Origin of the sequence: Arthrobacter sp. KNU40, from assembly GCF_051515115.1 — a bacterium.
Classification (GTDB): Bacteria; Actinomycetota; Actinomycetes; order Actinomycetales; family Micrococcaceae; genus Arthrobacter.
This window is the reverse complement of sequence record NZ_CP195850.1, coordinates 4,677,920-4,696,907: the sequence shown is the minus strand read 5'-3', so window position 1 is coordinate 4,696,907 and position 18,988 is coordinate 4,677,920. Positions and strand designations below refer to the sequence as shown.

Here is an 18,988-nt window from a genome sequence, read left to right as displayed (position 1 = left end):
AACCCTCACTCCGCGAACAAGCCCGCCAGGTCCTCCGCCGTCAGGGCACCACCGGACAAGGCATCGCCCTCCATCACATCCGCGAACAACTGCGACTTCCTGGTCTTGAGCGCCATGACTTTTTCCTCGATGGTGTCCTTGGCGACCAATCGGTAGACCATCACGTTCCTCGCCTGCCCGATCCTGTGGGTGCGGTCCACGGCCTGCGCTTCGGACGCGGGGTTCCACCATGGGTCCAGCAGGAACACGTAGTCGGCCTCGGTCAGGTTCAGGCCGAAGCCGCCGGCCTTCAAGGAAATAAGGAACACAGGCGCCGCGCCGTTCTTGAATTCGCTCACGACGTCGGCCCGGTTCCGGGTGCTGCCGTCGAGGTAGCAATATTCGATGTCCTCCGCGTCGAGCCGCTCCCGGACCTTGCCCAGGAACCCCGTGAACTGGCTGAAAATGAGCGCCCTGTGCCCCTCGGCAACAATGTCTTCCAGCTGTTCGAACAGCACATCCAGCTTGGACGAGCGCACGGCGGACAAGGACTCGTCCACGAGGGAGACATCCAGGCTGAGCTGCCGCAGGAGGGTGAGCGACTGGAAAATGGTGAAGCGGTTCTTATTGACGTCGTCGATGAGCCCCAGGATTTTCTGCCGCTCACGCTGCAGGTGCGTCTGGTACACCTTCTGGTGCCGCGGGTTCAGTACCACTTCCAGCACCTGCTCCTGCTTGGGCGGCAGGTCCTTGATGACTTGCTCTTTGGTGCGGCGCATCATGAGGGGGCGGACCCGACGGCGGAGCTTGGCGAGCTGGGCTTTGTCGCCGTTCTTTTCGACCGGCTTTTGGTAGTACTCCGCGAAGCGGCGCGGGCTGGAGAACAGCCCGGGTGCGACGATCGAGGTCAGCGCCCAGAACTCCATGAGGTTGTTCTCAAGCGGCGTTCCCGTGATGGCCAGCTTGAAGGATGCCGGAAGTTTGCGGGCGCACTGGTACGCCTTGGACTGGTGGTTCTTGACGAACTGGGCTTCGTCGAGCATCAGCCCGGCCCATTCCTTGGCTGCGTAGGCCTCGTAGTCGATCCGGAACAGCGCGTACGAAATGATGACGACGTCGGTCCCGGCCATGGCTTCCTGCGGATCCGCGCCGCTCTTGGCGAAGGTCTCTCCCACGGTCTTGATGCTCAAACCGGGCGCGAAGCGCTGCACTTCCGCGGCCCAGTTTCCCACGACGCTGGTGGGCGCCACTACCAAGAAGGGGGCGCCGCCGCCCGAGCCGCCCGTGCCGCCCGCGGTGCCGGCGTCGGATTCAGCCTGCTCCTTCGCCGCACACATCAAAGCAATCGCCTGCACCGTCTTGCCGAGGCCCATGTCGTCGGCCAGGACCCCGCCCAGGCTGTGACGGTACAGGAAACTCAGCCAGTTGAAACCCTCCAGCTGATAGGGACGGAGCTCGGCATCGAGCGAGCCCGGCAGCGGGAGCCCGGTCACGCCGTCGTCGAGCAAGCCGCCCACGGCCTCGCGCCATGCGGCCGCCTGCTCGTCGACGATCCCCAATTGTGCGAGCTCATCCCAGAGCCCGGCCTGGAAGCGGCTGATCTGCAGGGTGCCGTGCCTGTCCGGGTTGTCCTGCAAGGACCTGGCTTCGTCGATCAGCGCGCGGAGTTGGTGCAGCTCGTGCAGGTCCAGCGAGAAATAGGCTCCGCTGGGCAGCAACATCCGGCTCTGGCCGGCAGCGAGGGCGGAAAACACCGCGGCGAAGGACACAGGTTCGCCCTCGAGCGTGATGACGATGCCGAGATCGAACCAGTCGCGGCTGTCGGTGGCCTTGGTCGAGATGGAGACGACGGGAGCCTCGGTGGCCTCGCGGTAGTCGGCGATCTCGCCGGAGGTGTCCACGACGACGTCCGGCAGCTCGCGAAGCCGGGGCAGCAACTCCTCGGTGAAGGCCAGGGTGTCCAGGCCGTCCAGCGCTACCGAGGCGGCCAGCCGTGGAGCCCCCCATCCGCCGCTCGATGATTCGCCCAGCGCGGCGACTACGTCCCAAAGCCGGCCCAGGGACTCAAGGATCCGGGCCTCCTCGGCGTCGTCGCGGTAGCCGTGGTCGTCCGGGTGCCGCCAGAGGGGCTGGGCAGTCACGAGCTTGCCGGCCTTGTAGTGCCACTCCCAGTGCAGCCGCACCCGGTGGTCAGCACCGTAGTTCGCCAGAAGGGATAGCGTGGGCACGGCGAGGACCGGCAACTCCACTGAATGGTCCGCTGCCGTGACCCGGGTGGACTGCTTGAGCTTCGGATAGAAGGCCGTGAGGAACCGCTCTTCGTCCTTCGCCGGGATCTGGAGCCGGGATGCGCCCATGACGAAATCGAGGAGTTCCTGCGACTCACCGCCCTCCAACGGAGCCAGCGTGATGAGGTTCTCGGGTGCCGATACCCCGGGCAAGTGGCCCTCGCCGGGACCCGTGAAGAACAAGCCATGTGCCGGGCGGCCGATCAAGCCCAAGGTCGCCGGATCAAGGGCGTCCGTGCCCAAGGTCACCGACGGCGCGAGCTGCAGTCCGTCGTCGGGCCGGCTAAGGTCAAGCCCGACGACGGCGGGCTCCGCAGCAATGCGGACCGGCTCGGTCCCGCCGGAGTGAATGAGCGAAACCCCTATCTTGTCGGCTTCGACCAGGAGGCTCCACAAGTTCTTGCCGGCGAATTCGTTGAGGAGCATCCACATGCTCGAAGTGAGCTGCCGGTAGTCCGCAGTGGAATGCGCGGCCAGGAAGTTCTGCATCCAGTCGATATGCGCTTCGTTGAACTCGCGCTTGTAGCCGAGGTAGTTCAGGTTCGTCCAGGAAACATCGCCCCGGATCCATTTGCCCTTGGCGCCCATCATCACCGGGCGGGCCTTGAGCTGGCGCACGCTCCGGAGCGGATCGCGCCGGCCTGTGTAGGAGAAGTGCGGGGCCGGCTCTTCCACCTCGAACGCCAGGGCCAAGGGGAGGCCCTGGCCCTGCGGGGCGGCGCCCGGAGTGGCGATGAGTTTGCTGAGCGCCTGCTCCCAGGCCGGCCGCTGCACGATTCCCCCTGTTTGGGCCGTCTGCCCGAACGCCGGCGCGCTGAGCAACTGTGCCCGCACGGCGGGATGGTCCTCGGCAGCGAAGAGAAGTGCGGCCACGTGTTTGCAGTCCTTGCGGACCGGGCAGCTGCACACGCCGACGGTGCAGCTCCAGCCGCCGGGCTTGCGGACCAGCTTGGCCGACGTCGAATACGCTGACGGGCCACTGCCCCTGACCTTGCCCATCATCAATCCCGTGGCGGAATCGAAAGTGATGCTGCTGACCCGGCTTCCCATGGCATAGGCGAGGCCGGCCGCCAGGGAGCGGTCGTTAATGGCGGGTGTCTGAATCGCCAGTTCCCAGGAGTCGTCTGAGTGGGAAGGCATTCGTTAGGGCTACTTTCGGAAGGAGGCTATCTATGAATCCTAGTCCCCGCCGCCTCACTCACTTCGCTCCGCTCAGCCAGGGAACCCGGGCGGCGTGGGCCCATGCCGCCTCACTCACTTCGCTCCGCAGCAGCCAGGGTGCGCCGACGCAGCAGCCCTGAAACTTTGCCGGACGTTCACCTCTGCCTAGCTTGCCCGACAACCGCCCCCGCGTACGTTGAAAGGGTCCGGAGCAGCACAAGCTTCCTAGCAGTGAGGAAATCCCATGACCAGCAATGAGAACCCCGTCGTTCTGACGAAGGACAGCATCGAGGCCGACAGCGCCGACGTTGTGGACGCGAACGTCACCGTGGTCAACGAGATGTACGAGGAGCTCCTCAACCATGAGGAAATCGCTACCAATGCTCTGCGCAGCTACTTTGTGGACTACTACCTGACCCAAGCACTCGCGGGCGGTTTCGCGCAGTACGTGTTCACGGTCCCGGAACGCGAAGAGGTGGATGCGTTTGTCCGCGAAGGCCTCGAAGGAATGGGCGCCAAAGGCCACCTTGAGCTGTTCAACCGCACCGCCGCAGCTTTCGACGCCCTGTCCGAGGAAGACGCCGAGGCCTACCTGGACGGCGACCTTGACGAGTCCGAAGTGGCACCGGAAGCCGTTGCTGAACTCGAAGCCCTCGACGGCGAATTCGAATCCCTCCTGGAGACCGAGGACATCATCGAACTCAACGCAGCGTGGCTCCGCAGCCAGGACGGCGTGCTCTACCTGGACGAGGAGCAGCTGAAGGCTCACATCGCCGAGCGTGTAGCACTCATCCCGAACCTCGAAGAGCGCCAGGCCGAGGCAGCCGAAGCGGAACTTGAGAACGCCCCTGAATTCGAGCTCATCATCCGTGAACTGTGCGACGTTGCCGGCTACCAGCTGGAGAAGATCACCATGGGCGATCCCAACTACGAGCACGACGGCGAGACTATCCTCGCCTGGCACTTCACCACGGACCACGGCAACTACATCATGATCGAAGAGGACGACGAAGCCTTCATGATCCACCCTGAGACGAAGGAAATCATCGCGGCCGTCGAGTTCGAGGACGCTGAAGAGTTCGAAGACGCCTAAAACGCCCGCTCACCTTTGAGGCCTTTTCGACAAACGCTCGCTCAGATCTTCCGGCCGGTCCGGAAAGATCTGAGCGAGCGTTTGCCTTTTGGGGTGCAAAAGTGAGCGAGGGTTTTAGTAGCCCATGCTGCTGCCGCTTGGGGTGCTGCTGCTCGGGGTGAGCATGGAACCGGATGGGCTGACCAGGAACCACACGCCACCCACGCCTTGGCCGTAGGTGTCACTGGAGTCTTCATCCTTGGAGAAGAAGTAGATAGGCATCCCGTTGATGGTGATCTGCATCTTGCCGTCTGCCGTGGGGATGGTGCCGATGGTTCCGCCCACCCCGTCAACCGCCGGCGTCTTCGACGTCGTTGTCACGGCGGGCCAGCTGGTGGCGCAGCCGCCGGTGCAAGCGCTCTTGCCGGAACCCTTGACGTCCTTCGCGAAGAAGTAGACGCTCTTGCCGTTCGCAGCAACCACTCTCTCGCCGACGCTCGACGACGCCGTCTTCAGTTCCGCCGCTCCAGCAGGAGTGCTCGACGCCGGAGCGCTTGAACTCGCCGACGCCGCGGAACTGGGGCTGGTGGCGCTCGAGGACGTGGAAGACGAGCCGGGGCTTCCTCCACAGCCAGTGAGGGCGATGGCCAGAGCAAGAATGCCGAGCCCGGTGCCGAGTTGCTTCTTCATGGTTTGCTCCTTCGCTTGCACCGGCCGTGGACGTGCCGGAAGCTAACCCGTACGACGCCGCCAGGTGAAGAATGGTTCAGGGGGCTTGAACCTTTTTCGTGGCGGGCACGTCGTATCGCAGGAGAAGGGGAAGCCGAGCACCAAGGAGGCGCCGATGCCGCTCGACGAGGATGTGGTGGCCGCGATTTATCGCGACCACGGCACAGCGCTGCGCCGCTTCGTTCTGAGCTGCACGCCGGATGCGCACTTGGCTGAGGACGTGGTGCAGGAAACCATCCTTCGCGTGTGGCAACACGCCCCGCAGATCACCGGCAGCCTGCGCAGCTATTTGTTCCGCACTGCCCGCAATGTCATCATCGACAACTACCGCAAGGCCCAGCGGCGCCCGGCAGAGGCTGCCGAACGCGACATGGCGGACCCGGAGGAGGCCACCGAGCGGGTGGACGAGCTCCTCAACCGGGTCCTCATGGAGGAGGCGCTCCTGCGGCTCAGCACCGAACACCGGGAGGTTCTGGTAGCCCTGCATTACGAACGTTTCACGGTGAACGAGGCCGCGCTGAGGCTCAACATCCCCAGCGGCACGGTGAAATCCCGGGCCTTCTACGCCGTCAGGGCGCTTCGCACGATTCTCGATGAAATGGGGGTGCAGCGGTGAACGAAACCGGACTTCACCAATTGCTGGGCGCCTACTTGCTCGGCGGCCTCGAACCTGCCGAGGCCCGGGTTTTCGAGGAGCACTTGGCACGCTGCGCTGATTGCCGGCTCGAGCTGGGGGAGCTGGAGAGCCTTCCGGCCCTCCTCGACGCCGTCCCCGTGCCCGACGCCGTCGCGCTCGCCGCCGGGCGGCCCGCCGTCGAGCCCTCCGCTGCAGTTCCGCCCGCTGCTTCCGACGCTCGCTCACTAATGGGGGCTTTTTCGGAAAGGCTCCCGCAGCCGATTCTCTTGAAAATGGCAGCACGGCGACGGAAATCGCGACGCCGGTGGGCGGCTCTGGTGGGTGCCGTGGCCGCCGCTTGCCTTGGCTTGGGCATACTGGCCGGGCCGGTGTTGAACCAGCCACCTAAACCTGACGCCAGCTACTCGGTGCAGACGGACAACGGCCTGCAGCTCACTGTGGGGCTCGTCAGGAAGGCGTGGGGAACCGAGCTGCAACTGGAAGGCCGCAGCATGCCGCCGCAAGGCACGATGTACCTGTGGGTCAAGGGTCGCGACGGCACGGAAGAAATGGCCTGCGGTTGGACCGCGACGTCCAGCGGCCACATCAAGGTCACGGGCGCGACGCCGGTCCAGCTTGCCGGGATTTCGGGCGTGGAACTGCGCGATGACAACCAGAAGACCGTCGCCGTGATTTCGGTCCCGGGGAGCTAGGGGTCCCCAGGACCTAGGTGGTCAGCGGTGAGCGGTCAGGCGGACGCAGGTTCGCTGGCTTCAGGATCGGGCAGGTCGTTTCGCTCCCAGGTGGGCATGTCCAGTCGGTTGAAACTGTAGAGATGTATTCCCGCGACGCCGTCCGGGTGCGCAGTGAGTTCGGAAACCAGGCCTTGCGGTGAGTACTTGTCTCCGCCGAGAAGCTTGCGGGCGAGGGTTCCTTTATTGCTGAGGAACTTCAGGGATGTCCCGACGCCGATCTGGGTTGCCAGGGCCAGCAGTTTGGTCCGGGGAACTGCCCCGGCAATCCCAGCCCATACGGGAAGCTCGACGCCTTCCCGGCGCAGGAGTGCTGAGTAGTCGAGGATCGTCGGGGTGGAGAAGCACATCTGCGTGACAACGTGCGTCGCCAGGTGTTGTTTGGCCAACAGTGCGTCCAGCAAGTCCAGCCCGCTCACGGAAGGATGCCCCTCGGGGTAACCGGCGATGCCCGCTGTGATGGTGCCACCGGTGTACTCGGCGATGTCCGCCAAGAGGGGAAGGCTCGATCGGTAGGGGCCGGCACCAAGAGGTCCGTCTCCACCGATGGCGAAGACCTCCGTGATCCCGACGGCCCCGCAGTCCCGGAGGATGCCGGAAAGCTGCGCCCTGTGCTCCAGCCCGCGCGCCGAGACGTGCGGAATCACGTTGTAGCCCAGGAGGCTGAGCTTGACGGAAGCCTCCATGGTCCGCGCGATGCCGTGATGGGGCAAGCAGGTGACTGTGAGCGTTGTGGAAAGCGGCACTGCGGCCTGGACTTTCTCAACGATTCCGTCTGAGGGAATGATTTCAATCCGGGTGGGGAACATGCTGGCTCCTTGCCGATCAGGCCGTCGCGTGGTGTGCGAGGAGGGTGCGGGCTTCCTGGCGGGTGGTGCCGGAGTCCTGGATGCCTTCGGCGATGTGGGCGAGGTGGGCAGGGATTTCGCGGCCTTTCTTGCGCATCGCGGTGGCCCAGAGGCGTCCGGCGCGGTAGGAGGAGCGGACCAGGGGGCCGGACATGACGCCGAGGAAGCCGATTTCCTCGGCTTCGGTGGCGAGGTCGACGAATTCCTGGGGTTTGACCCAGCGGTCCACGGGCAGGTGCCGTTCGGAGGGGCGCAGGTACTGGGTGATGGTGATCAGGTCGCACCCTGCGGCGTGCAGGTCGGTCATGACTTCGGAGATCTCTTCGCGGGTTTCGCCCATGCCCAGGATCAGGTTGGATTTGGTGACCATGCCGGCGGCCCGGCCCTGGGTGATGACGTCCAGGGAGCGGTCGTAGCGGAACGCGGGGCGGATGCGTTTGAAGATCCGGGGCACGGTTTCGACGTTGTGCGCGAAGACCTCGGGGGCGGAGTCGCAGATCGCTTGGATGTGTTCGGGTTTGCCGGAGAAGTCGGGGATGAGCAGTTCGACGCCGGTGCCGGGGTTCAGTTCGTGGATCTTGCGGACGGTTTCGGCGTAGAGCCAGACGCCTTCGTCTTCCAGGTCGTCGCGGGCGACGCCGGTGACGGTGGCGTAGCGCAGGGCCATGGCCTGGACGGAGCGGGCGACCTTGGTGGGTTCGAACATGTCCACGGGGGAGGGTTTGCCGGTGTCGATCTGGCAGAAGTCGCAGCGGCGGGTGCATTCGGAGCCGCCGATCAGGAAGGTCGCTTCCTTGTCTTCCCAGCACTCGAAGATGTTCGGGCAGCCGGCTTCCTCGCAGACGGTGTGCAGGCCTTCTTTTTTCACGAGGTTCTTCAGGCCCACGAATTCCGGGCCCATCTGGACCTTGGCCTTGATCCACTCGGGTTTGCGTTCGACCGGGACGGCTTTGTTGCGCTGTTCAACGCGCAGCAGCTTACGGCCTTCAGGTGCCAGGGTCATGAGGAACTCCATAATTCAGGTGGCGCGGACGCACCACGATGATTCGGTTCCTCCCCGCTCTGTATTGGACCTGAGAGTTTCCGCGTTGCCGCCTCGCGGCTGGACGCTTGCACCGTCGGTGAGTCCGGTTGCCCGGGCTGCTTTCCAGAGTTGCCTTGCCGCGGCGGTACATGGGCCTGAGAGATTCCTGGGGAGGATTTGCTCCTACGGCGCCTGCTGAAACGTACCGGCAGGGCTCTCCCGCCGCAGATCATAAGCGCGTGCCACCTTTCGGTGACACGTCTCACATGGTATCCGGTGCCTGTGCGGCACGCAAAGAGCTGAGTCATTGATTCCTGACGTTGGCTGATGTACCTTGGCGCCAAGGAATCCGACATCCTTGCCGGATGACCGTCGAAAAGGTCGACGCCATGGCAGGAACCTCAACAGCTCCCCTCCGCATTTCGATGCACAATTCGGGTCGAGCCGCACCGAAGGTCCTCGCCGCCCTGTCGGTGCTGGCAGTCTTGTTTTGCGGCATCAGTACCGCTTCCCCGGTTCTTGCGGCCACGCCCTGCTGGGACATCAGCGGTACTTGGACGACGGTCCAGGGCGGCTCCCGGACCTTAACGTTCACCTTCCAACAGAACGGCAACCAGGTGAGCGGCACTGCCGGCGACACCAGCCTCAGCGGGACCTTCACCGGAAACGTTACCGGCGACCACGTCGACGTGATCGTGGTGTGGAACGCCCAGCGCGCCAACGGCTCCACCCTCGAAGGCGAGTACGAGGCCACCATCTCGGCCGGGACGCTGACCGGGACGACCCACGACGTTGCCAATCCCTCCAGCCACGCCACATGGACCGCTACCGGTGGCCCGACCAAGGCCTGTGCCGGAGCCACCGCGACGCCCACCGGCTCGGTGACGCCCACCAGCGCGGCGACGCCAACCGGCTCGCCCACGTCGACCAGCTCGCCCGCCTCGACCAACTCGAATGAGGCCGCGGCGGAAGCGGCCATCCTCCAAGCCCTGGAGAGCACCGGGCACACTAGCGTGCCCGCTACGGAAGGTCTGAATACCAGCGGCGCCCAAGCGATTGAAGGCGCCTTCAGGGGGCTCTTCTCGAAGAACGACGACGTCGCCAATGCCCTGGTCTTCCAAGCCGGTCTGCTGGCGTCGTCGGACGGCTCGGATGGGAGGCCCAGGTTCCCGGGCGTCCGGGCATGCATGCCCATCATCCTGCGCATGGCTTACAACGGGGTTACCGGTCCGGATGCTGCTGCACGTGCATCAGCGCTGTTGGCGGGCCGTCGCCTGCTGCTCTACCTCCTGGGACGGGACTTCGCGGTCACCAAGGGGGCGGCGTCGTGACTCCGTGCCGGATCCTCGTCGTCCTCGTCGCTTTCACAGCAACGTCAGTGGCCCTCGCGGCCTGCCAGGGGCCCCGGCCTAGTTCCCCCAATTCTTCTCAGGTGATGCCTCCCTCTTCCCAGGTAACGAGATCAGGGCCGCCGCAAAGCGCAGGGCTCACCCTGACCCCGCCGGCGGGGTGGGCGAACCGGGTACTGCCCACCCTCGGCGGGATCGTGCTGGCCGGGACGGAAGCGGACCTGACTGCCCAGACCCCGGCCGGGCCGAGGCTGACCGCGGTGCCGAACACGGCGGCGCCCACGGCCGACAAGCTGATCGCCAACCTCGACACGGGCGCGCTGTTCGCGCCGACGGCCACCCAGCAGACCTTCGGCCCGTACGAACAGGTCCCGGTGCTGCGTTTCATGACGGCGGCCACCCCCAGCGACGGCGAAACCGTCGAGATCATGGCAATCACGGTTGCTCCCCACGAGGCCTATTTGATGACGCTGGAGGCGCCTTCGTCGAGCTGGAATACGGCACAGGCAACACTCGAGGGGATCGTGGCGTCCGCCTCGATCAACGCGGAGCTCTTCCCGAAATAACCGCTTCCACCCCTGGTTAGATCCTGCGATAGCTAAGGTCGAAGATCATGCGTCCGGCCTCGTGGGCCTTGTTTTCGAAACTCGTGCGGATGCGGCCATCGAAGCGCGGAGCCCATCCGCCCATGTGATCCACTCCCTCGTTGGGGCCGGTGTGCTCGGTGCTGACCGGTGCGCGGCCTTCCTTGACGGGGGCCCCGCCCACCATGGATTCGACGCCGGATTCCCACACTTGGGTGAGGGGGCTGTCTGCGCCGGTCCGCTCGCCGTCGTGCACGTTCTCAAACTCGGTAGAGCCTGCAAGGACCTCGCGGACGTGGATGGCGTAGTTGGACCAATCTGTGGCGATCCGCCACAGGCCACCCTTCTCGAGGGACCGCGCAGCGAGTTCGGCGAACGCGGGCTGGATAAGGCGGCGTTTGTGGTGCCGGGATTTGTGCCACGGGTCCGGGAAGAAGACCCAGAGCTCGCTGACCGAGCCCGCGGGGAGCATGGTGGCCAGGACCTCGGGGGCGTTGGCTTCCACGACGCGGACGTTGCTGAGTCCGCGACTGTTGATCTTGATCATGGTGTTGGCCAGGCCTGGGGTGTAGACCTCCACTGCGAGGAAGTCCTTGTCCGGGTTCTCTTCTGCCGCGTGGCATACGGCGTCGCCGAGTCCCGAACCGATTTCGACGATCAGCGGTGCTTTGCGCCCAAACTCGGCTTCGGCGTCGAACACGTAGTCCGGGTGCACGGATGTGTTGGCGACATGCCGCGGAACCTGGATGGCCCAGCGGTCCGAGTGCTCTTCCCACGCTGCTTGGCGGCGCCCCTGAAGGCGCGTCCCGCGGCGCACGAAACTGACCGGCCGGCCACCATAGGTGCCGAAGGAGGCCTGGCTGCCCGGGGTCACGGGGCGCGAAGACTGCGGTGTTTCGGGGGAATCTGGGGTTTCACTCATCTCCTCCAGAATACCGTTGCAGGACCAAACGCCCGCGGCGGAACTTGCGTACGACCCCGTCACGAGGCCGCCCTGCACGGGTGTGACTGCCAGAATGGGTTGGTGACCCCCGCTTCAGGCTCCCCCAAGAACACCAAGCCGCACCCCGGCGTCCCCGAGATCCTCGTCGACGCCGAGATCGACGAGCTTCCCGCCGCCGAGCCCACGCAGGTCAAGACGCGCGGCGGACTCGTCTTCCTGGGGATCTGCCTGGTGCTCATCGGCCTGAATCTGCGGACGGTTTTTTCGAGTTTTTCGGCAGTCCTTCCGGAAGTCACCGCCGACGCCGGGCTGCCGGGCTGGGCGGTGGTGGTTCTCACCACTGTGCCGGTGACCTTGTTGGGCGTCTTCGCGCCGCTGGCGCCGATCCTGGCCCGCCGATTCGGTGCCGAGAGAGTATTGCTCGGCGCGATGGCAGTGCTGACAGCGGGGCTGCTGCTCCGTCCTGTGGACCTCGCCGGCGCCGGGCACTTACCGGCCCTCCTTGCCGGTACCGCGGCGTGCGGCGCCGCGATCGCGCTATGCAACGTACTGCTGCCCGGCGTAGTCAAGCGTGACTTCCCGCATCGCCTTGGGCTCATGGGCGGGCTATATACGACGGCGATTTGCGCGTCTGCCGCGCTTGGCGCCGGTTTCACCTATCCCGTCTTTACCGCGGCCGGGCACTGGACCTCGGCGCTGTGGTTCTGGGCGCTGCCCGCCGCCGTCGTACTCTTGCTTTTCCTGCCGCTCGCGATCCGCCAGCATCCCGTCCGGCACAGCGCGGCCGACGGCGGTACGAACGTCTGGCGTTCCGTCGTCGCCTGGCAAGTCACCATCTTCATGGTGTTGCAAGCGATGATGTCCTTCAGCGTGTTCGCCTGGTTGGCGCCGATCCTGCGTGATCGTGGGATCGACGGCGGGACGGCCGGTTTGATCGTGTCCGTGTCGATTGTGCTGCAGATGCTTGGTTCGTTCATCGCTCCTGGGCTCGCGGCACGTTTCAAGGACCAGCGAGTCATCAACACCGTGGTGGCGCTCATGACCGGCGGCGGCTTCGCCTTGAGTATTTTCGGCCCCACGGACCTGATCTGGGTGTGGACCGGGCTGTTGGGCCTGGGCCAAGGGAGCCTCACGGCCGTGGCGTTGACCATGATCATGCTGCGTACCCGCGATTCCCATACCGCGGCGCACCTTTCCGGCATGATGCAGGGCGTCGGCTATGGCTTGGGCTCCACGGGAACCCTGATGGTCGGCCAGTTGCACCAAGCGACCGGCGGATTCGCGGCGGCCGGCATCCTGTTCCTCGTGGTGGGATCCCTCGCGGCCTTCTTCGGCTTCCGCGCGGGCCGGAACCGCTACGTCGGCTAGCCCAACTAGCTCGCAGTTGTTGTCGTTTTGAGGGCTCTAAACGACAACAACTGCGAGTCAGTTGGGTTCAAGCGGGGGGAGTTTAGTGCGTCAGGTCCTTGCCCTTGGTTTCCGGGATCATGAAGGCGAACGCGATTCCGATGGCCAGCAGGATCACGGCGTACACGTTGAACATATTGGCCTGGCCGATGCTGCCGAGCCACGTCTGCAGGTACGGGGCCGTGCCACCGAAGACCGCAACGCAAATGGAGTACGGGACGCCGACACCGACGGTGCGGATCTTGGTCGGGAACAGCTCGGCGTACACGGCAGGGACAATCGAGGCGCTGCCGGCAATGAAGAACAACATCACAGACATCGAAACGGCCAGCTGCCAGGGCGAATCCTTCAGGAGCCACGTCATCGGGAAGTGCAGCAAAGCCGCACCTGCAGAGCTCATGATCAGCACGGGCTTGCGGCCGATGCGGTCGGACAGCTTGCCCCAGAACGGGAGCGACGCAATGAACGCGATGTTGCCGATGACGCCGGCCCACAGGGCTGCTCCACGGTCCATCTTGAGTGTGCTGGCCGCGTAGCTCGGCGCCACGACGCCCCAGATGTAGTAGACAACGGTGAGGCCAACGGTCAGCCCGATAACCTGAAGGGCCTGCTTGCGGTACTTGACGATCTGCGGCCACATGGGCTCGCGCTTTTCGGTGGGCACCTCGGCTTCGAATGCCTCGGTCTCCTTCATCTTGGCCCGCATGACCAAGGCGTAGACGCCTAGGGCGCCGCCCACCAGGAACGGGACGCGCCAGCCCCAGGCGTTCATGTCGGCCTTGCTCAGCACACCGGTCAGGATGGCGCCCAGCAGGGTTCCGGCCAGAATGCCGGCGGTGCCGGAGGTGTAGATAAGCGTTGCCCAGAAGCCGCGCTTTTCCTTGGGTGCCATTTCGGACAGGTACGTTTGCGACGACGGCAGCTCGCCACCGTGGGCGAGGCCCTGGATGAGGCGGGCCACCAGGAGCATGACGGAAGCCAAGGCTCCGACCGCCTGGAATGTCGGCGCGATACCGATCAGCAGGCTGCCGACAGCCGCGAGGCCGACGGCGAACGTCATGGACGTCTTGCGGCCGATCCTGTCGCCGATCCAACCGAAGACGAAGCCGCCGAACGGCCGGGCCACGAATCCGACGGCGAAGATCGCCAGGGTGGAGAGGACCGCGGACGTGGGGTCGGCACTGCTGAAGAGCGCACTGGCGATGAAAGGCGAGAACGTGGCGTAGATGGCCCAGTCGTACCATTCGACGGCGTTGCCGATGCCGGTGCCGATGAGGGTTCGCAGATGGGATTTGTGAACCTGGACTGTGGCTGAAGTGCCAACGGTGGCGGTCATATCTTGCTCCAAGGCTGGGTTGATGGTTAGTTGCCGGCGGCGAGGGTGGCGATGCGGGAGACCGCGAGCTCTGCGTAGAGCGCCGCACCATCGGAGAGGACGCCGTCGTCGAACGTGGCGTACGGGGAGTGATTGAACGCTGAGGTGGTGTGGTCCACGCTCCGCGGCACTGCGCTGAGGCCCACGAAGGTTCCCGGAACTTCGGCCAGAACCCGGGAGAAATCCTCCGAGCCACTGATGGGCGTGGCCCAGCGGGAGAGTCGCGAATCGCCGAACATGCCGGAGATGACGTTCTCGGCGGTGTGGGTCTCGTCCTCGTCAGTGACGGTCATGGGGTATTCGCCGCGGTAGTCGACGTCCACCTCCAGGCCGTGCGCGGAGGCGATGCCCTTGAGGAGCTGCGGGATGGAGGTCATCATCCGCTCGCGGGAGGCTTCCGAGAAAGTGCGGATGGTGGCTTCGAATCGGGCAGATTCGGGGATGATGTTGCGCTTGGTGCCGGCCTGCAGCACTCCCACGGTCAGGACTACGGGATCGAACATGTTGAACTGCCGCGTGATCATGACCTGCAGCGCAGTCACCATTTCTGCCGCTGCCGTGACGGGATCCTTGGCCGAATGGGGCGCCGAACCGTGCCCACCGGCACCCAGGATGGTGACGAAAAGCCCGTCAGAGGCGCTCATCATCACTCCAGGCTTGGTGCAGAACTGGCCATACGGTTCCAGGGAGGAGAAGACATGCATGCCGTAGGCGGCGTCAACACGGCGGCCTGCGGCGTCCAACACGCCTTCGCGGATCATGTGGCCCGCGCCGTCGAAGCCTTCTTCGCCGGGCTGGAACATCAGCACGACGTCGCCCGCTAGCTGATCGCGCCGTTCGGCCAGCAGGGTTGCGGCTCCGGTGAGCATGGACGTGTGGAGGTCGTGGCCGCAGGCATGCATGGCGCCGTCGATCTTCGAGGAGAACTCGACGCCGGTGCGCTCCTGGACGGGAAGTCCGTCCATGTCGGCGCGGAGCAACACAGCGGGCTTCCGGGCCGAAGCGTGAGGCGCGCCGCCGCGCAAGACGGCAGTGACCGACGTCGTGCTCTCGCCAAGGGTGATTTCGTACGGGAGTCCGTCGAGCGCCTTGAGCACCTTTTCCTGGGTGCGCGGGAGGTCCAGGCCGATTTCCGGTTCCTGGTGGAGCTCGTGACGGAACCGGGCGATTTCTCCCTGCATCTCTTTGGCGTCTGAGGCGATCGACATCTGTTCTCCTGTTTCCTGAACGTTTGGTAGGTATCCATAGCCATTGTGAAGTGACTAGCCTCACAATCTTTAAAAGCACTGGAAAAATTCAGGAATATGCCAGAATTAACAGGAATCATGCATCACTTAGGAGAGGGTCGCTGATGGAACTCAGTGAAGAGGACCTCCGGTTGATCAATGCCCTCCAGATCTCGCCGCGGATCAGTTGGTCCGACGCCGCCGAGGTCCTGGACGTCCACGCCACCACTTTGGCCTCCCGATGGGACCGGCTGCGCGAGTCCGGAGCGGCCTGGACCACGGCGCACCTCATGGGCGACCCCAAGCATGCCTGCCTTGCCCTGTTGGACGTGGACTGCGAAATGCACCTCAGGCCCGAGGTCACGGCCGCGCTCGCAGCGATTCCGGAGATCATCACGGTTGAGGAGGCGGCCAGCAACCGTGACCTCATGCTCACCGTAATCACCCAAGACCTGAGTGAGTTCAGCAGCCGGCTATTGCCCCAGCTCAAGGAAATCCGGGGACTCACCAAGTACCGGACCTCGCTCTGCACCCGCATCCACACGAGCGGCTACGCGTGGCGGCTCAACGTCCTGAGCCGGGCGGAGCAGCAGGCGCTGCGCGCCCTCGCCGGGCCGGAGGCGCTCAATCCGTCCGCCCCTTACGCGCAGGTCACCCCATTGCCGGAGAGCCATATGGCACTCTTTCCCTTCCTTGCCCGGGACGGGCGGGCGTCCGCGGCGGAAATCGCACGCGCCCTGGGACGGCACCCTGCTACCGTGCAGCGGCAGCTCGGACGCGTGCTCGCGAGCCGGATGCTGTCCTTCCGCTGCGAAATCGCCCAACAATTCTCCGGCTACCCCATGACGTGCCAGTGGTTCGCGAATGTCCCAGCAGGCCAGCACGAGGCCGCGGCCGCCGAATTGCGGGCCGTCAGGAACGTCAGGTTCACGGCCTCCACCACAGGCAGCACCAACTTTGTGATCATCATGTGGCTGCGCTCGCTGGCCGAGGTCATGGAGATGGAACTCGCCATCCAGCAGCGCATTCCCGGGATCGAACTCGTCGAAAGCGTCGTGATGCTGAGCACGGCCAAGCGGGTCGGCTGGATGCTGAACCCCGACTCGACGGCGACTGGCGCCGTCGTGCCGACCGCCGCCGCTATACCAACCGCCGCCGCCGCGAGCCCGGCCTAGAGGCCGGCGTTGTAGACGTCGCTTCCGAAGCGGTTCAGGCCAGGGGTGCCTGCGTAGCCGAGGTACGGAAGGCCGAAGGTGTCTTCGATGCTGGCCAGCAGGCTGTAGTGGTTATAGGGCGTTGTGGACCAGGTGCCGCCCTTGGTGAACGGCGAGATGACCAAAGCGCCGACCCGGCCGCCGCCCTGTCCGACGATCCCGGGAAGCGGGGAGTTGGGTCCGGGGCCTTCGCCGCAGCAGGCGGAGGCATCCGATTGGGGGCTGTCGGATTCGTCGAAGGTGATCACCAGGACACCGTCTTGGCGGAATGCGGGAGACGAAGTGATCAGCGGAACGTACTGCTTCAGCCAAGCATCCGCGCTGGTCAGGCCGCCGGGCTGTCCGTCAACGCAAGGGGAGTCGTGTCCGTCGTGGCAGAGGTTCGGCGTGATCATCGACAGATTGGGCGTGGTGGAGACCGAAGCAAGATCGGTCTTGAGGGCTCCGAGGTCCACGTCGTTCTTGGCGCAGTCCGGTGATCCAGTGATCCCAGCGAAATAGACAAAGGGATTGTGGCGGGCGGCGTACTGGTACCCGACCTTGGCTTTCTGGGTGTCGTCGGGGGTGCCGAGGGCCGGGTGGCGGCACGACGTGCCCATGTCCTCCATGTAGCCCTTCCAGGTCTTCCCAGCTGCCGTCAATTGGCCGGCCACCGTAGGCACATCGGCGGGGAAGACGCAGCCATCTCCAACGGCCTGGCCAGGAGCTGCCGTGCCGGTCTTCACGAACGGAGAGTATGTCTGGCAATCTGCCTGCATCTGCGGATTGGGGCCTTGGCCGGAGATCTGGGCGACGTAGTTCGGTTGCGAGTTGTGTGCCGTGCCGAAGTATTGGTTCAACAGGACGCCTTGGTTGCGCAGCGTGGTGGAAAGGTACGGTGCCGCCGAACCGGGTCCCCACGTGGTGTCGTACCCCTTGTTTTCAAGGTTGATCACGAACACGTGCTTGGCTCCCGGGAGATATCCGGTGCTCTGGACGGTCTGTGGTTCGCTCGCTTGTGCTTCCGTCTGCTGCAATCCGGAGGCGATGAAGGAGGCGCCGAGCAGGACGACCAGCAGCGCAGCCAATCCGAGCCGCATCCTGGAAATGGCGAAGGTCTTGAAGGTCATGGCAGGATCCATCCGTCCGCAAGTGCTTTCTGTTTCAACCCGGCCCACTCTTCCTCCGCGGGGGGACCGACCGGGGAGCATGCCGGTCCGGCGGCATAAGGCGGAACGAGGTACGTCGGCGCGGTCAGGTTGGGCGCTGCTTGGAAATCGAGCACCTCGGCGATGTTGCGGGCGGCGTTGTCCCGCGGCGTCAGGGGTTGAAGCCCCCAGCGCCACTCGATGGCCTTCAAGATTGAGGTGTGGTCGTAGGTATTGTGAGCCACGTATTGCCTTCGGGCGCGCGGAGAAATGACCATTGACGGTACGCGGAAGCCGCGCCGGGCAGTGTCTGGATTGCTGTCCGCTGCTGTTTCCGGTGGCACGTGGTCGTAGAACCCGCCCCACTCGTCGTAGTTGACCACCAGCATGGTGTTCGCCCATTTGGGGCTCTTGGTCACGGCGTTGTAGACCTCCGCCAGGAAAAGCTCACCGGAGCGGATGTCCGCATGCGGGTGGTCATCGCCGGAGGTTCCGCTGGACTCGTCCGTGAAGCGGGGATCCACGAAGGACACCGAGGGGAGCTTGCCGGAACTGCAATCGCTGAGGAACTCAGCGTAGGGCCTGGAGATTCCGAGGTACTTGGTTCCCCATAGGGCGGTGAAGGGAATGTCGCCGTAGTAGTACTTTCCCTGCACCCCGGCTGCTGCCAACCGGTCCCAAATCGTGGGCATTGTGCTGGTGACGGTCGAGTTATGGAGCCTGTCCGTGGCCGCGGAGTGCTGATAGAAGCGGTTCGGATACGTTTCGGCCAAGGTGGCTGCGAAATAACGGTCGCAGACAGTCCAGTCGGGACCCGCTTGGCGCCAAAAGTCGAGGTCGCTCGAATCGTAGTATCCGACGGCGAATTCATCATTCTCGCCTGCCCGCAGCCAACCGTCGTTCTTGCCGTTGTTGAACTGGATCCGGCCGCCCTCATAGGAATGGTCCGGGTCTGGATGCCCGCAGCCCTGGAAGTCCATCAGGTGGTGGGTTGTATGGGGAATCCCGTAGCGGTCAACGAACGTCAGCCCGGACTGTTTTCCGTCCGCGCCGGGCATCCAACCGAGGAAGTGGTCGAACGAGCGGTTTTCCATCATCACCACGATGATGTGGTCTATGCCCGAGGAACCGGGTTGGGGGAGGGCGGTCGCAGCAGGCGCGGTCCCCGCGGAGGCGCCGCTGATAAGCGTCGCGGCCGTGGCAGATCCGGCAACTGACAGGAAGTTGCGTCTTGTGAAGTTCACGCCAAGCAGTGCATCACGGAATGATTACGGGAACAACCGATAGTTGGCTA

The 18,988-nt window shown here is 64.7% G+C and carries 17 protein-coding genes and 2 riboswitches; of the genes, 8 read left to right on the top strand and 9 right to left on the bottom strand.

Going from position 1 to position 18,988, the window contains the following annotated elements; all coding sequences use genetic code 11:
* Nucleotides 1–5: 5 nt before the first annotated feature.
* Nucleotides 6–3,407, bottom strand: a complete 3,402-nt coding sequence (locus ACSKT0_RS21840; RefSeq protein WP_437771594.1) for an SNF2-related protein — start codon at nucleotides 3,405–3,407, stop codon at nucleotides 6–8.
* Between the two features lie 32 nt (nucleotides 3,408–3,439).
* On the opposite strand from ACSKT0_RS21840, the gene ACSKT0_RS21835 reads away from it, so the two are divergent.
* Entirely contained in the window at nucleotides 3,440–3,568 is a 129-nt protein-coding gene (locus ACSKT0_RS21835; RefSeq protein ID WP_437771593.1) for a hypothetical protein, read from the top strand.
* 104 nt (nucleotides 3,569–3,672) lie between these two features.
* On the top strand, nucleotides 3,673–4,521 hold the full coding sequence (locus ACSKT0_RS21830) for a DMP19 family protein (protein WP_236813182.1): 849 nt from the start codon (nucleotides 3,673–3,675) through the stop codon (nucleotides 4,519–4,521).
* Between the two features lie 114 nt (nucleotides 4,522–4,635).
* On the opposite strand, the gene ACSKT0_RS21825 is transcribed toward ACSKT0_RS21830, so the two are convergent.
* Nucleotides 4,636–5,190, bottom strand: coding sequence for a COG4315 family predicted lipoprotein (locus ACSKT0_RS21825; RefSeq protein ID WP_437771592.1), 555 nt, complete (start codon nucleotides 5,188–5,190; stop codon nucleotides 4,636–4,638).
* A gap of 154 nt (nucleotides 5,191–5,344) precedes the next feature.
* Between ACSKT0_RS21825 and ACSKT0_RS21820 the strand changes: the two genes are divergently transcribed.
* Together ACSKT0_RS21820 and ACSKT0_RS21815 are read left to right on the top strand one after the other, a co-directional pair.
* On the top strand, nucleotides 5,345–5,845 hold the full coding sequence (locus tag ACSKT0_RS21820; protein ID WP_059389901.1) for a sigma-70 family RNA polymerase sigma factor: 501 nt from the start codon (nucleotides 5,345–5,347) through the stop codon (nucleotides 5,843–5,845).
* Nucleotides 5,842–6,558: an anti-sigma factor family protein gene (locus ACSKT0_RS21815; RefSeq protein ID WP_437771591.1), complete on the top strand. Its 717-nt coding sequence runs from the start codon at nucleotides 5,842–5,844 to the stop codon at nucleotides 6,556–6,558. The genes ACSKT0_RS21820 and ACSKT0_RS21815 overlap by 4 nt, the downstream gene beginning before the upstream one ends.
* Before the next feature lie 35 nt (nucleotides 6,559–6,593).
* Here ACSKT0_RS21815 and ACSKT0_RS21810 read toward each other — a convergent pair whose 3' ends face one another.
* A complete protein-coding gene (locus tag ACSKT0_RS21810) occupies nucleotides 6,594–7,406 on the bottom strand; it encodes a methylenetetrahydrofolate reductase (protein WP_437771590.1) in 813 nt (270 codons plus the stop codon).
* Between the two features lie 16 nt (nucleotides 7,407–7,422).
* Entirely contained in the window at nucleotides 7,423–8,448 is a 1,026-nt protein-coding gene (gene lipA / locus ACSKT0_RS21805; protein WP_437771589.1) for a lipoyl synthase, read from the bottom strand.
* A 49-nt stretch (nucleotides 8,449–8,497) separates the two neighbouring features.
* Nucleotides 8,498–8,601, bottom strand: a riboswitch (glycine riboswitch).
* Between the two features lies 1 nt (nucleotide 8,602).
* A riboswitch (glycine riboswitch) is annotated at nucleotides 8,603–8,701 on the bottom strand.
* Between the two features lie 133 nt (nucleotides 8,702–8,834).
* Here lipA and ACSKT0_RS21800 point away from each other — a divergent pair.
* Nucleotides 8,835–9,800, top strand: coding sequence for a hypothetical protein (locus ACSKT0_RS21800; protein WP_437771588.1), 966 nt, complete (start codon nucleotides 8,835–8,837; stop codon nucleotides 9,798–9,800).
* 101 nt (nucleotides 9,801–9,901) lie between these two features.
* On the top strand, nucleotides 9,902–10,384 hold the full coding sequence (locus ACSKT0_RS21795) for a hypothetical protein (protein WP_437771587.1): 483 nt from the start codon (nucleotides 9,902–9,904) through the stop codon (nucleotides 10,382–10,384).
* 16 nt (nucleotides 10,385–10,400) lie between these two features.
* On the opposite strand, the gene trmB is transcribed toward ACSKT0_RS21795, so the two are convergent.
* On the bottom strand, nucleotides 10,401–11,324 hold the full coding sequence (gene trmB / locus ACSKT0_RS21790; protein WP_437771586.1) for a tRNA (guanosine(46)-N7)-methyltransferase TrmB: 924 nt from the start codon (nucleotides 11,322–11,324) through the stop codon (nucleotides 10,401–10,403).
* Between the two features lie 102 nt (nucleotides 11,325–11,426).
* Here trmB and ACSKT0_RS21785 point away from each other — a divergent pair, with 102 nt between their 5' ends.
* Nucleotides 11,427–12,713 (top strand): MFS transporter, encoded by a 1,287-nt coding sequence (locus ACSKT0_RS21785; protein WP_437771585.1) that lies wholly within the window; start codon nucleotides 11,427–11,429, stop codon nucleotides 12,711–12,713.
* 82 nt (nucleotides 12,714–12,795) lie between these two features.
* Here the strand turns inward: ACSKT0_RS21785 and ACSKT0_RS21780 are convergent, their stop codons facing one another.
* Both ACSKT0_RS21780 and ACSKT0_RS21775 read right to left on the bottom strand, forming a co-directional pair.
* The gene (locus ACSKT0_RS21780; RefSeq protein WP_437771584.1) at nucleotides 12,796–14,088 is read right to left on the bottom strand and encodes an MFS transporter; all 1,293 of its coding nucleotides are present in this window, start codon (nucleotides 14,086–14,088) and stop codon (nucleotides 12,796–12,798) included.
* A gap of 26 nt (nucleotides 14,089–14,114) precedes the next feature.
* Nucleotides 14,115–15,335 (bottom strand): M20 metallopeptidase family protein, encoded by a 1,221-nt coding sequence (locus ACSKT0_RS21775; RefSeq protein ID WP_437771583.1) that lies wholly within the window; start codon nucleotides 15,333–15,335, stop codon nucleotides 14,115–14,117.
* A gap of 143 nt (nucleotides 15,336–15,478) precedes the next feature.
* Between ACSKT0_RS21775 and ACSKT0_RS21770 the strand changes: the two genes are divergently transcribed.
* Entirely contained in the window at nucleotides 15,479–16,528 is a 1,050-nt protein-coding gene (locus ACSKT0_RS21770; RefSeq protein WP_437771582.1) for an Lrp/AsnC family transcriptional regulator, read from the top strand.
* Here the strand turns inward: ACSKT0_RS21770 and ACSKT0_RS21765 are convergent.
* Both ACSKT0_RS21765 and ACSKT0_RS21760 read right to left on the bottom strand, forming a co-directional pair.
* Nucleotides 16,525–17,676, bottom strand: a complete 1,152-nt coding sequence (locus ACSKT0_RS21765; protein WP_437771581.1) for an alkaline phosphatase family protein — start codon at nucleotides 17,674–17,676, stop codon at nucleotides 16,525–16,527. The two genes, ACSKT0_RS21770 and ACSKT0_RS21765, sit on opposite strands and share 4 nt — an antisense overlap.
* On the bottom strand, nucleotides 17,673–18,938 hold the full coding sequence (locus tag ACSKT0_RS21760; RefSeq protein WP_437771580.1) for an alkaline phosphatase family protein: 1,266 nt from the start codon (nucleotides 18,936–18,938) through the stop codon (nucleotides 17,673–17,675). Before ACSKT0_RS21760 ends, ACSKT0_RS21765 begins: the two co-directional genes overlap by 4 nt.
* Between the last annotated feature and the right edge of the window lie 50 nt (nucleotides 18,939–18,988).